The sequence below is a fragment of the Sutterella sp. KLE1602 genome (genome assembly GCF_001578585.1).
GTDB classification, from domain to species: domain Bacteria; phylum Pseudomonadota; class Gammaproteobacteria; order Burkholderiales; family Burkholderiaceae_F; genus Sutterella; species Sutterella wadsworthensis_A.
This window is the reverse complement of the sequence record NZ_KQ968580.1, coordinates 17904-31357: the sequence shown is the minus strand read 5'-3', so window position 1 is coordinate 31357 and position 13454 is coordinate 17904. Positions and strand designations below refer to the sequence as shown.

6 protein-coding genes are annotated in these 13454 nt (G+C 65.2%); 1 reads left to right on the top strand and 5 read right to left on the bottom strand.

Features of this window, described 5'->3' with window-relative positions; genetic code table 11:
* Nucleotides 1-143: 143 nt before the first annotated feature.
* From HMPREF3036_RS10865 to HMPREF3036_RS10840, 5 genes are all read right to left on the bottom strand, one after another.
* On the bottom strand, nt 144-866 hold the full coding sequence (locus HMPREF3036_RS10865; RefSeq protein ID WP_062334451.1) for a TetR/AcrR family transcriptional regulator: 723 nt from the start codon (nt 864-866) through the stop codon (nt 144-146).
* A gap of 3 nt (nt 867-869) precedes the next feature.
* Complete coding sequence (locus tag HMPREF3036_RS10860; RefSeq protein WP_062334448.1) at nt 870-2303, bottom strand: efflux transporter outer membrane subunit; 1434 nt, start codon at nt 2301-2303, stop codon at nt 870-872.
* 82 nt (nt 2304-2385) lie between these two features.
* Nucleotides 2386-5535 carry an efflux RND transporter permease subunit gene (locus HMPREF3036_RS10855; RefSeq protein WP_062334445.1) on the bottom strand — a complete coding sequence of 1050 codons (3150 nt, stop codon included), beginning with the start codon at nt 5533-5535 and terminating at the stop codon, nt 2386-2388.
* A gap of 21 nt (nt 5536-5556) precedes the next feature.
* Complete coding sequence (locus tag HMPREF3036_RS10850; protein ID WP_062334442.1) at nt 5557-6750, bottom strand: efflux RND transporter periplasmic adaptor subunit; 1194 nt, start codon at nt 6748-6750, stop codon at nt 5557-5559.
* Nucleotides 6751-7392: 642 nt separating this feature from the next.
* Nucleotides 7393-12534 (bottom strand): AAA domain-containing protein, encoded by a 5142-nt coding sequence (locus HMPREF3036_RS10840; RefSeq protein WP_062334437.1) that lies wholly within the window; start codon nt 12532-12534, stop codon nt 7393-7395.
* A gap of 388 nt (nt 12535-12922) precedes the next feature.
* Here HMPREF3036_RS10840 and HMPREF3036_RS10835 point away from each other — a divergent pair, with 388 nt between their 5' ends.
* Nucleotides 12923-13315: a hypothetical protein gene (locus HMPREF3036_RS10835; RefSeq protein WP_062334434.1), complete on the top strand. Its 393-nt coding sequence runs from the start codon at nt 12923-12925 to the stop codon at nt 13313-13315.
* Nucleotides 13316-13454 lie beyond the last annotated feature (139 nt).

Here is a 13454-nt window from a genome sequence, read left to right as displayed (position 1 = left end):
CCGTCCAATTAATAATTGGGCGGGGAGGATTCACATGCGGCTCTCGGGAAGACTGGAGGACGCGTGAAAATGAGAATGAAAAAAATCGGGAGTCTCCGTTGCGGAGACTCCCGATTTCACTTTGGAGCTTCAGGCTTCAGGCCTCAGGCCTCAGGATTCTCGGAGACCGGATAGTAGGCACAGGCCATGGCTTCGGCCTTGAGCTTGGCCTCGGCGGCTGCTGCGGCTTGGTCCTCGGCCTCATCGAGCGCGATGATCTGCTTGATGCGCTTGATGGCCATCTCACGCACGAGCGGCACGTCCATTTCGGGCGTGAAGATGTGCGCGAGGCGCAGGCCTTCGAGCATGGCGCGGATGGTCATGCAGCGGCTCTCGATCACTTCGTAGGGCGGTGCGTAGCGGCGCTCCTCCTTCATCGCAAGCAACTGAGCCTCGACGATGTGGTTGCGGACCTTGCTCGCGGCGGCCACGACGATTTCATAGACCTTCGGGTTGATGAGGGCCTCGTTCATGATCGCGATGGAGAGCGACGTGTTGTCGAGGTTGAGGTAGGCGTCGACTACCTGGCCGAGCTCCTTGTCCATGCGCTCTTCGGGCGGCAGGTCGGCGAACTTGTCGGTGTCGATCATGTCGAGGAACTCCTGCGTGCGCAGTTCGACGAGCGCCTCGATGATCGCTTCCTTGTTGCTGAAGTAGTTGTAGATGTGGCCGGCGCTCATCCCGAACTCCTGCGCGATGTCGCGCAGGGTCGTCTTGTGGAAGCCCTGCTTCTTGAAGCAGCGCTGGGCGGCGTCGAGTATCTGGTTGCGGCGTGAGTGGCGCTGGTGCTTGCCCGCCTTGTGAATGGTGAATGTCACTTTGGCCATGGATTACTCCTTGTCGGCCGGCTGCGCTTCGGCTACGGTCGTGCCGCCGCCGAGCACCTTGTAGAGGGTGATGGCGCTCATCGACTTGGAGAGTTCGGCGCCGATGAGGGCCTGCTTGGCGCCGACCATGGCGCGCTGGCTCGTCAGAACATCGTTGTAGGAGACGGCGCCCGCCTTGTAGCTGGCGTCGGAGAGTTCCCAGGCCTTGGTGGCGGCCTCGGCGTATTCGCGGCGGGCCGTGAGTTCACGGTCCATCGTGCCTTCGGTGGCGAGGGCGTCGGAGACTTCCCTGAAGGCGGTCTGAATGGCCTTTTCGTAGTTCGCGACGGCAATCTTCTGGCCGACCTTGGCGGCTTCAAGGGTGGCGACGTTGCGGCCGCCCGTGAAGATCGGAAGGTTCACGGAGGGCGTGAAGGACCAGAAGCCCGTGTGCGCGTCGAAGAGGTTCGATAGCTGCATGCCCGTGGTGCCTGCGCCGGCGGTGATCGAGACGCTCGGGAAGAAGGCGGCTCGGGCGACGCCGATGTTGGCTTCGGCGCTGATCAGGTCACGTTCGCTCGCGGCGATGTCGGGACGCTTGAGGAGCACTTCGGAGGGAAGACCGGCGGGGAGGACGGCCGTCTGCGTGACGCCGGTGGCGAGACCCGCAGGGAGCAGATCCTCGGGGACGGTGGTGCCGCAGAGAAGGTCGAGGGCGTTCTTGTCTTGCGCGACGGCGCGGATGTAGGACGCGATCTGGGCGCGGGCGGCCGTGACCGTCGTGCGGGCCTGCTCATAGTCGAGCCTGCTCGCGGCGCCGAGCCTGTAGCTTTCCTCGATGAGGCGGAAGCTTTCCTCCTGGCTTGCGAGGGTCTCCTTCTGGAGCTCGAGTTGGGCGCGGTCGGCGCCGAGCGCAAGCCAGCCGGAGGCGACCTGGGCGATCAGGGCGCTCTGGGCGGAGCGGCGGGCGTCCTCGGAGGCGAGGTAGGCCTGCAGGGCCTGCTCGTTGAGGTTGCGCACACGGCCGAAGAAGTCGAGCTCATAGCTCGTCATGGCGAGCTGGGCCGTGTAGGTGTGGGTCGTCGTGCTCGTGCCGGCGACGCTTGCCGGGGTGTGCTTGCCTGCGTTGCTAGCGGCGGCGGCGACGGTCGGGAAGAGCTCGGAGCGCTGCACGCCGTAGAGGGCGCGGGCCTTTTCAATGTTGAGGGCCGAGACGCGGAGGTCGCGGTTTTCCTTGAGGGCGAGATCGATCACCTTGCGAAGGCGCTCGTCCGTGAAGAAGGCCTGCCATTCGGGCAGGGCTTCGCTGCGCACGGAGGCTGCGTCGTAGGCTTCGCCCGTGGGCCACGCCTGTTCGACGGGCGCGGCTGGACGCTCGTGGTCCGGGGCGAGGTTGACGCAGCCCGTCAGGGCGAGGGCCGCGCAGAGGGGAAGGATCTTGAAAATCGTCGTGGACATGATGTTTGTTCCGTTAGGGCGGCGGAGCGGGTGAGGCCCGCCGCCCTGAGATTTCAATGTGTCGTGATGTCAGTCACCTGCATCAGGCCTGCTGGGTCTGGTTCTTTTCGTGGCGCTTCTTGCCGCCGAGGAAGCGGTCGACGAGCACGTAGAAGACCGGGACGAAGGCGATGCAGAGGAAGGTGCCTGCGAGCATGCCGCCGAGCACGCCCACGCCGATGGCGTTCTGGGCGCCGGCGCCCGCGCCGTGGGCCATGGCGAGCGGGAGCACGCCGAGACCGAAGGCGAGGGAGGTCATGAGAATCGGACGCAGGCGGACACGCACGGCCTCTTCGGCGGCGTGGATCGCATCCTTGCCCTGTTCCATGTACTCCTTGGCGAATTCCACGATCAGAATGGCGTTCTTGCTCACCAGACCGATCGTCGTGAGAAGGCCGACCTGGAAGTAGATGTCGTTGGACATGCCGAGCGCGCCGGTGAGGCCGAGGGCGCCCACGACGCCGCAGGGCACCACGAGGAGCACCGCGATCGGGACGGACCAGCTTTCATAAAGGGCGGCAAGGCAGAGGAACACCACGAGGATCGAGAGCGCGAAGAGCGCGGGACCCTGGTTGCCTGCGGCCTTTTCCTGGTACGAAACGCCGTTCCAGGCGATTTCGTAGCCGGTGGGGAAGACTTCCTTGGCGATTTCCTCAATGGCGGCCATGGCCTGACCGGAGGAGACGCCCGCACGCGGGTTGCCCTGGATGTTCACGGCGGGAAGGCCGTTGAAGCGTTCGAGACGCGGGCTGCCGTAGGACCATTCGAACTTGGCGAACGTGCCGATGGGCACCATCTCGCCGTTGGCATTGCGAACGTGCCAGCCGAGGATGTCTTCGGGCTGCATGCGCGAGCCCGTGTTGCCCATGACCCAGACCTGCTTGACGCGGCCGCGGTCCATGTAGTCGTTGACGTAGGAGCCGGAGAGGACGGTCGAGATGGCGGAGTTGACTTCGCCGATGCTGAGGTTGAGGGCCGAGAGCTTTTCATAGTCGAGCACAAGCTTCAACTGCGTCGTGTCGGCCATGCCGTTGTGGCGGACCATCGTCAGACGCGGGTCGGCATTGGCCTTCATCAGGAACTGGCCCATGTACTGCATGAGCTTGTCGTGCGTGCCGCCCGTGTTGTCCTGGATGTAGAGGTCGAAGCCGTCGGCCACGCCGAGTTCGGGAACCGGCGGAAGCGGGAAGACGAAAGTGCTGGCCTGCTTGAAGTCCGGGTGGCCCATGAGGATGCCCATGGTGCGGCCCTGGATGGCGGCGACCGACGTGTCGGGCGTCGTGCGCTCGCTCCAGTCGCGAAGCTTCAGGAAGCCCAGAGCCATGTTCTGGCCCGTACCTGCGAAGGAGAAGCCGCGGACCACGAAGACGGACTCGACGGACTTGGCTTCGGTCTTGGCGAACGTCTGCTGGATCTTCTTCATCTCAAGGTCGGTGCGCTCGAGCGTCGCGCCGTCGGGGAGCTGGGACATCATCATGAGGACGCCCTGGTCTTCCTGCGGCATGAACGAGGTCGGCAGCGCCTTGAAGCCCCAGACCATCAGGCCGACGACGGCGGCGTAGGCGACGAGCATGACGCTCCAGCCGTGGATCGACTTGGCGATGAGGGCCTTGACGGACTGTGTGAAGGCGTCGAAGCTGCGGTTGAACCAGCCGAAGAAGCCGCCCTTGCCGTGGTGCTCCTCATGGTTGACCGGCTTGAGCATCGTGGCGCAGAGGGCCGGCGTCAGCGTCAGGGCGACGACGACGGAAAGCGCCATGGCCGAGACGATGGTCACCGAGAACTGGCGGTAGATGACGCCCGTGGAGCCGCCGAAGAAGGCCATCGGCACGAACACGGCCGAAAGGACCATGGCGATGCCCACGAGGGCCGACTGGATTTCACCCATCGACTTGATGGTAGCGGTCTTCGGGTCGGTGCCGTCCTCGCGCATCACGCGCTCGACGTTCTCCACGACCACGATGGCGTCGTCCACCAATAGACCGATGGCGAGCACCATGGCGAACATCGTCAGCATGTTGATGGAGAATCCGCAGATGAAGAGTGCGCCGAACGTGCCCAGAAGCACGACCGGCACGGCGATCGTCGGAATGAGCGTCGCGCGGAAGTTCTGCAGGAAGAGGTACATCACCACGACGACGAGCACGATGGCTTCAAAGAGCGTCTTGATCACGCCCTTGAGAGCCGCGGAGATGAACGGCGTCGTGTCGAACGGAATCACGACTTCCATGCCTTCGGGGAAGCTCGGCTTGAGTTCCTCGACGCGTTCGAGGACGGCCTTCTGCGTGGCGATGGCGTTGGCGCCCGAAGCGAGCTTGATGGCCATGCCGGCGGCGGGATAATCGTCGTAGGTGGCGAAGGCCATGTAGGTCTGCTGGCCGACGGCGACTTCGGCGACGTCGCGCAGGTAGACCTTGGCGCCGTCCTCGGTCGTCTTGAGGAGGATGTTGCGGAATTCCTCAGGCGTCTGCAGCATGCTTGCCGACGAGATGGTGGCCGTGAAGAGCTGCTTGCCGTCGGTCGGCTGCTGGGCGATGCCGCCGGCGGAGACCTGGGCGTTCTGGGCCGAGATGGCGGCCTTGACTTCGCTCGGGTTGAGCTTGTACTTCACCATCTTGCTCGGGTCGAGCCAGATGCGCATGGCGTATTCGGAGCCGAATACTTCGGCTTCACCGACGCCCTGCACGCGCGAGAGCGGCTCCTGAACATGGGCGACGAGGTAGTCGCCCAAGTCGGAGGCGTTCATGCTGTGGTCCTTGGAGATGAAACCCACGACCATCAGGAAGTTGGCGGACGTCTTCTGAATGGTGACGCCCATCTGCTGCACGACCTGCGGAAGCGTGGTCAGGGCCGTCTGGATCTTGTTCTGGACCTGAACCTGAGCCATGTCGGGGTTCGTGCCGGCCTCGAAGGTCACCGTGATGGACACGCGGCCCGTCGAGTCGGACGTCGACGACATGTAGAGGTAGCCGTCAAGACCGGTGAGGTTCTGCTCGATGATCTGCGTGACGGTGTTTTCGATCGTCTCGGCGGAGGCGCCCGGATAGGTGGCGGAGATGCTTACCTGCGGAGGCGCGATCTGCGGGAACTGGCTGATCGGCAGCCTGAGGATGGAGAGAGCGCCCGCGAGCATGATCACGATGGCGATCACCCACGAGAAGACGGGCCTCTCAATGAAAAAGCGTGAGAACATGGTTTTCTGCCTCAGTCCGTATTAGTAGAGGGACTTGCCCGTCTTGTCGAGCATCTTGGAGGCGTCGGCCTCCTTGGGCGAAACGGTGGCGCCGGCGCGGGTGCGCTGGAAACCCTCGAAGACGACGCGGTCGCCGGCCTTGAGGCCGGACTCGACGAGCCAGCTCGTGCCGATCGAGCGGGAGGCCGTGATCTTGCGGGTGGCGATCTTGTTCTCGGCGTCGATCACCCAGACCGAGGCGTTGCCCTTGGCGTCGCGCATCACGCACTGCATCGGAATGACGATGGAGTCGGGACGCACGCCCTCGACGAGGTTGGCGCGGACGTAGAGGCCGGGGAGAAGAACCTTGTCCGGATTCGGGAACACGGCGCGGACGTTGACCATGCCGGTGGATTCGTTGACGGTGACGTCGGTGAACGTCAGCTCGCCCTCGTGCGGGTAGACGGAGCCGTCGTCAAAGACGAGCTGGACGCGGGCGCTCTGGTTGTCGCCGGACTTGAGCACGCCGGAGGCGATGTCGCGGCGGATGCGCATCAGGTCGTCGGCCTTCTGCGTCACGTCGACGTAGATCGGGTCGAGCTGCTGCACGCGCGTGAGCGGCGTGGCCTGGTAGGCGGCCATCAGCGCGCCTTCCGTGAATTCGGAGCGGGAGATGCGGCCCGAGATCGGGGAGAGTACCTTCGTGTACTGCATGTTGACCTTCGCGGTCGCCACGGCGGCCTCGGCGGCCTTCTGGTTGGCGACGGCGGACTTGAGCGCGGCCTGAGCGGCGTCGTCGGACTGCTTCGAGACGGCGTTGATCTTCACGAGCTCGGAGGAGCGCTTCGCGTCGGCGCGGGCCTTCACGAGGTTGGCATTGGCCTGGGCGAGCGAGGCTTCTGCGGACTTGAGCGCGGCGACGTAGGGGGCGTCGTCGATCTGATAGAGCTGCTGGCCGGCCTTGACTTCGGAGCCGTCCTTGAAGAGCTTCTTGACGAGGACGCCGTTGACCTGCGGGCGAACCTCGGCTTCATAGTAGGCGCTGGTGCGGCCCGTCAGGGTCGTCTGAAGCGTCTGGTCGGTCGTCTTGGCCGTCACGTAGGTGACTTCCGTCGGAGGCATCTGCCGCTGGGCGGCCTGTCCCTGCTGGGCGCCGTCCTTGCAGCCGGTGAGCACGGTCGTGGAAGCCAGGGCGCACATCAGCGCCAGGGTGATGGTTTTGTGCGTTGACAACATGTCAATGTACCTTCTGGTTTTTGTCGAAAACGGTTGTATCAGGTCGTCGGAAAGCGCCGTGTTGCGGGACTCTTTCCTGAAAACCTGTTCAGTAATGACTGAACGGTTGTTCAGGATTCTAGCAAACCTTCTGAACGAACGTTCAGGATTGTACCAAATCGAAACGGTGCTGAACGTAAGGATTCTTCAATTTTCGAGCGCATTTTCCGATGTTTCGGACACGTGCTTCATCATTGGGATCGCTACTGTTCGAGGGGAAGAGGAGGTTTCCGGGGCTTCCGCGCTGTAAAACGGCGCGCTGTCTCAGTAGTGTCCTCTGCAATCCCACAGGTATGAACGGATCGTCAGGTTTTGGGATGTTCGAAGAAGATAGCTGGCTAATCAAGTGATTTTGCCGAAAGTTGAAGGCAGAAGACGGAAGTCCGGATCTTTTTTGTTGAGGGAGAGGGCTTTTGACGGCGTCGCGGGGACCCCGGCGCTCGCGGTTTCGTCTGCGGCATCACGAGGGCGTGCTGCGCATGGACGACGCGCGCAGCGATGAGACTGCGCCCGTGGGGTGACGACGGGGTTCGATGCAAATCCGCCCGCGGGAGAGGCGTTCTCCTGCGGGCGGCGGGGCACGAAAGGTTGTTCACCGGTCCTTCATCGGAGGGCTTCGGCCGTTCGGGCGATGAAGACGACGAAGTTCTGCACGAAGCGCTGCGTGAGGTCGGCTTCGGCGAGCGACCACATGCGCCAGGCGCCGTTGTGCACGAGGCGGCAGCCCGCGCACGTGCGAGGCTTGACGTCGTCGAAGGCGGGCACGAGCACGTCTGCGCGGCCGCTCCAGAAGGTGGCTCGCAGGAGCGTGCGCCCGCCGATCGTCATGGTGGCGTCGTTGGGCGTCGTATGAAGGACGGGATTGATCCCCCGGTCCATCAGGCCGTCGCGGATCACCTCCATGAAGGTGACGGGCGTGTGGTGCGGGTCGCCGCAGGACTCGGCCGCGGGCTCGTTTTGAGCTTCGTCTTCCGTCTCGGCGTCCGCTTCGGCGGCGGGCTCGTCGTCGAAGACGTCGGAGAGCGTCGGGAGCGAGATGCGCACCGCATCCCTCATCTCCATCTCGGGAATGAGCATGATGTCGGCCTTCTCGACCTCGACGGGCATGAGCGGAGCCTCGAACTGCACGGGGGCCGTGACGACGGGGTCGGCGTCGTCGGGCGCGAGGTCGGCGGGCGTCACGGGGGCGACGGGCGGCACGGGGTCCTCGTCCTCCTTGTCGAAGACGATCATGTCGAGTCCGGCTTCGAGGCGCTCGACGTTGGCCCTCACGTGTGCAAGAAGCAGGTCCTTCTGCGGGGCGCAGTCCTCGGGCTCGGGCGCGATGCCCAGGGCGGCGAGGGCCTCGCAGACGCGCTCGAGCGTCTTTTCGGGGCGGCGGAACCAGTCGGCGCTGCGCACGCGCACGAACTTCCAGCCCGCGCGCTCAAGCACGGTCTGGCGCTCCATGTCGCGGCGGATGGCGTCCTCGTCCTCGCGGCCCGAGCCGTCGCACTCGATGGCGGCGGCGCGGCCGCGCGCACGCACGACCATGTCGAGGCGCCAGGCGCCCGCATCGTGGCCCGCCTCGACGCGGTAGCCTCGCTTTCGCAGCGCACGGAGCACCTGACCCGTGAATTCGGGATCCGGCAGGTCGAAGGGCTCGGCCGCGCCGATCGTGCCCGACATGACGCCGTCGGCCCAGTCGAAGAGCGAGCGGCGCAGGTCGTCGGGCTTGAGCTGCGCGGCGGGGTCAAAGGAGTGCACGAGCCAGAGCTGGTCGCGGGCGCGGGAGACGGCCACGTTCCAACGCTTCTTCATCATGCCGTCGGCGCCGTCGGTCTCCTTCCTGAGGGGAAGCCCGGGCGCGGCGGAGTCAACGAGCGAGAGGATCACGACGTCGCGCTCGTCGCCCTGGAATTCGGCCGAAATGCCGCAGTGGATGCGGCGGCGCTCGATCTCGCGCGGGTCGAAGTTCTCGACGAGCAGGCGGCGGATGCGGTTGACCTGCGCACCGTGCACGCTTCGCATCGGGATGATGCCGAAGGTCTTGCCGTCGTAGGCGGGATCATGGATCATCGCGCGAAGCAGGCGGATGACGGCCTGGGCCTCCTCTTCGTTGACGCCGTTGTCGCCCGCCGTGCCGCGGGTGCGCCATGGCACCACCGCGGGCTTGAGGCTCGAGGACGAGGCGTCGCGAAGCGGCCTGATCGTGCCGTTGTAGGAGAGGCGGCTGCACCAGCCGATGATTTCGGGCACGGAGCGGAAGTGCTCGACGAGCATGTGCGCGGGGAAGGCCATGCTCTGCACGAGGCCGTAGAGCGAGAGCCTGGAGTCGTAGAGCTTGGGCTCCTTGACGCGGCCCTCGAGGTGTCGGGCGCAGAGCGCGTCGACGGCGGCCTCGCTCGTGCCCACGGAGAGCGGCGTCACCTGGCGGTCGTCGCCCACGACGATCACCTTCTTGCCCATGTAAAGAAGCGGCAGCGCCGTCATGTCGGCCTGGCTCGCCTCGTCGACGACGATCACGTCGAACTTCGAGGCGGTGCTGAAGTTGAGGAGCGAGTCCTGGATCATCATGATCCAGACGGGTACGGCCTGCTGGCAGGCGGGCAGAAGCCTGTTGACCTCGCGCCTCCAGGCGGCGCTCTTGCGGCCGCGGCCGACGGCGCGCTTCATGTAGGCGGCAAGCGAGAAGAGGTTCGAGAGCGCGGGGCCGTTCGAGAGCCTCGACTTGACGGCCAGCCACGCCTTGGCGACGGCGAGCTGGGCCGTCGCCTCGCGAAGGTCGGCGCACAGACGCTCGGCGTCGGACTGCAGCGCGTCAAGGTCCGCGGCGGTCGAGCCCGTGTAGATGCGCTCGAGCTGGCGGTAGAGCCAGGCATTCGTGATTTCGGGCGACGGGTTCGAGGTCGTGAAGCCGGGGTCGCCCGCCTCGAGTGCGTTCGCCCACTCGGGTGCGGCGGCGCGAAGCCTTTCAAGAAGTTCGGTGCGACGGGCAAAGAGCGGCTGGTCCTCAAGCAGCTTCCTGAGGCGCTCGGCCTCGAGCTCCCAGGCGTCGGGGTCGACGAGCGTTGCGGCGGCAAGGCGCCTTGCGGTCGCGCAGGCGGGGGCGGCCGCATAGAGCTTCTGGCTCTCGGTCGCCTGCCATTCGCGAAGCGCATGAAGCTCGGCCTCGCGGTGGCGGGCCGTGTGCACGGGCGCGAGCACGTCGGTCGCAAACCTGCGGGCCGCCTCGAGCGGATCGGCGGATTCAAGAAGCTCCTTCATGCCCTCGGCTTCGATGCCGGCGGAAAGAAGCCCTTCAATATAGGGAACGAAGACCCTGCGCCACCAGATGCAGGTGTCGGAGAGCGATGTGCCGTAGCGCGTGAAGAGCGTGCGCACGGCGTTGTCGCCGTAAGTGGCGAAGGCGGGTGCGTCCGCGCGTTCGGCAAGGCTGTCCCAGGTGCGGGCGACGGTCTTCACGGCGGCCTTGAGGCGCGCGTGCAGCGCGACGGCTTCGAAGGCCTCCTTCGAGGCAGGGCGCGAGCCGTCCACTTCGACGCCGGAAAGCGCATCGGCGGCCTCGCGGGCCTCCTTGTTGAAGAGGCGGCCGAGGAAGCCCGTGCTGCCGTCGGGATCGTTGGCTGTGAACCATTCGGCGGCCTTCATGGCGGCGTCGGCGTCGATGGCGTCGGGGATGACGACGGTGCGGTTGTCAAGAAGCGAGGCGCGGTCGACGGCGAGAGCAAGTTCGTTTGCGGCCGCGAGCTCGCGCTCGAGCTGCTCGAAGGCCTCGCGGCACCCTTCGTCCGCAAGGCCGAGCGAGAGAGCAAGGCGCTTCATTTCGTCCGTTTCGGTAAGCGGCGAAAGATCCATAGCGGGCGTGAGCGCGGAGATGCCCGACTCGGGTGCGACGAGAAGCGTTTCGCCGCCCTTCATGAAGGCGTGGAGCCGTTCGCCTGAGGCGCTCCTTCGCTCGTCGATGGTGACGTCGCCTGCGTCCTCGGCGAGCACGTCGCGCCAACGGCGGTTCATGCCGCGCATCGTGTCGACGTCGGGCAGAAGCTCGAATCCGGGGAGCAGGCCCGAGAGGTCGCGGGCCGTCTCGGCGTCCCACCGGCCGTTCGTGCTGTAGAGTTCAAGAAGCTCCCTGAAGGAGAGCGGCAGGGGACCTTCGGCCACTTCGCCCGGAATGAGCGCCTGCAGGCGCTCGGCCTCGCGCAGGAACTTCGCGATTTCGGTGAGCGTGTAGCGGCGGCCGTTGAATTCGACGGCCTCGTGCTCGATCCTGCGTTGCTCGAAGATGCGGCGGCGACGGTCGGCGAGCGCGGTGCCGAGTCGATGACGTTCAAGGCCGAGCGCCCTGATGCGCGCCTCGAGGTCCTCGACGTTGAGTCGGGTGAGGCGCGTGATGAGTTCGGACGAGGTCTGCTCGAGGTCCTTCCTGTCGCCGAGCATCGTGACGCAGAGCGGCTGGATCTCCTTTGGCAGGAGGTCCTTGACGACCGAGAGCGCCTTCGTCGTGTGGCTCGTGACGAGCACGCGCTTGCCCTGCGAGAGGAAGTGGCCGAGAAGGTTCGCGATGGTGTGGGTCTTGCCTGTGCCGGGAGGGCCCTGCACGAGCACGACGTTGTTGTGTTCGACCTCGTGCGCGATTGCGAGCTGCTCGGGGTTCGCGGGCTTGGCGAGAAGTACGTCGGGGTCCTCGCCCGCCGTCGCGGCGAGTTTGGCTTCGAGCGAAAGCGTGGGCGTGAGGCCCGAGGCGAGCGTCGGGAAGACGTCGGGACAGACGATCTCCATCAGGTGCGCGGGCACGTCGCGGTGTTCGGCGATGTCCTTCCTGATGCTGCGGATCGCACTGCGAACGCCGCTCGGACGCGGCTGAATAAGAATGACGGGACTCGCCTCGAGCGTGAAGGCGGGTTTTTCACCCGCGTCCTCGGGGAGTTCTTCTTCTGCGGGTACGAAGCGGCAGTCTGGGTGAAGGCTTGCGGCGAACTTTTCGAGCGCCTCGGAAAGCGACTCGTCGCCCGCAAGGTTCGCGTCCGCACCCGCATCCTCGAGCCATTCCTCAAAGCGCGAGGCGGCCTTGAGGTCGACGCCGTCCTCGGCAAAGGGCGCGAGGATTTCGGCAAGGAGCCTCGGGTCCTCGTCGCCGTTTCTGCGCACTTCGATCACGGGCAGGTTGCGGCGGCTCGAGCCGAGCTCGATGACGAGCGGCTGCACGAGGAGCGGCCAGCGCACGGGGTTCTTCGCGCGCGTGACGTCGGGGTTCGACGTGAAGACGGCCGTGCCGATCACGCACTCGTCGCGAAGGTTCGACTCGGAGAGATGGTCCCTCAGATCCTGCAGGCGCTCGAAGAGCGCATGGTTGGGAAGGATCTCGCCTCTGGCCTCCAGCCAGGAGCCGCGGATCCTGAGCCAGTCGGCGAGCGTCTCGTAGAGTTCGGCCGACTCGGGATGCTCGGCCGGATCGGGCAGGGCCTTCCAGTCGGGTGTCCATTCGGGGGCGCGCCAGTCGCCCGTCGCGTACGGGGCGAGAGACTCGGGAATCGGCGGGCACGGCGGCATCTCGAGCTTTTCGATGCGGCAGACGAGGTCGGCGTCGGCGCCCGTCGGGTCGCCCGCAACGAGCCCCGGCACGGCCGCCTCGAGCTCGGGGAGCCTGAGAAGCCTGCCGCACCTCGAGAGGTGCCTTGCGGCCGTCTGCCTGAGGCTCGTGGCCTCTTCAATGAAGGTGAGAAGACTGTCGATTGCTTCGCGCTGTGCTTCGGTGGCTATCATCGGAATTGTCTTGGCTGCCGTCCGGAGAATTGCCCGGCCGGAATCGGATTTCGGAATCTAAACACCACATTGTACTGAAGCGGACGCAATCCGCCTCCACCAGCGGCGCCGGCCCGCGTCCCGAGCTTCGCAAATGCATCGCGGCAGGCGTGCGGTCCGGTGAGGTGATGATATCGAGAGACTTGGAAAATCAAGAGGGGAAATCTGCAGAAATCCTGTGCAAGCGAACGGAATCGGGTAGAATCGTGATATTACCTGAAGGCACAAAAACTGAATGAATGTTCATTCAGGGGCGCATTCCGGGAAGGTCCCAGCGCCACCATTCTCTGCAGGATGGGGAGAGCGGGGCTCGTGTCGCAACAAAACAACTTCAAAAGGAGAGGCCAACATGCTTCGCCGCAATCTTCTTCTCGGTGTCGCCGGCGTCGCCGTTCTCGGCGTCACGGGCTGCGCAACCCATCCCGTCAGCGTCCAGCAGGCCACCGAGCTTCCCGCCGCCCAGCTTCGCACGTGCATCAAGCGCGCCGCCCATCGTCGCGGCTGGCGCGTCGTCACGGACGAACCGGGCAAGATGCGCATCAAGTACGTCAAGGGCCCCCACGTCCTCGTCGCCGACGTCACCTATGACAACGAGGGCTACATGATCGAAGCCGTCAAGGAAGGCTCGACGCTCTTCAATAAGGACGGCACGGCTCACCGCAAGGTCAATTCCTGGACGGCCAACCTCACCGTGACGATCCGTGAGGAAGAAAACAAGATCCTCCTTCGCCAGACGAACTGATTGTCAACGATCCGACCGCCGCACCGGTCAATAACTCCTGCCTAAGGCAGAGGCTCGAAAGAGCCCTTGTTGACTAGCCTCGGCGCCCCTCTTTCGAGAGGCGCCACGTTGGTTGGGAATGTACAGGCACCGTGGGATG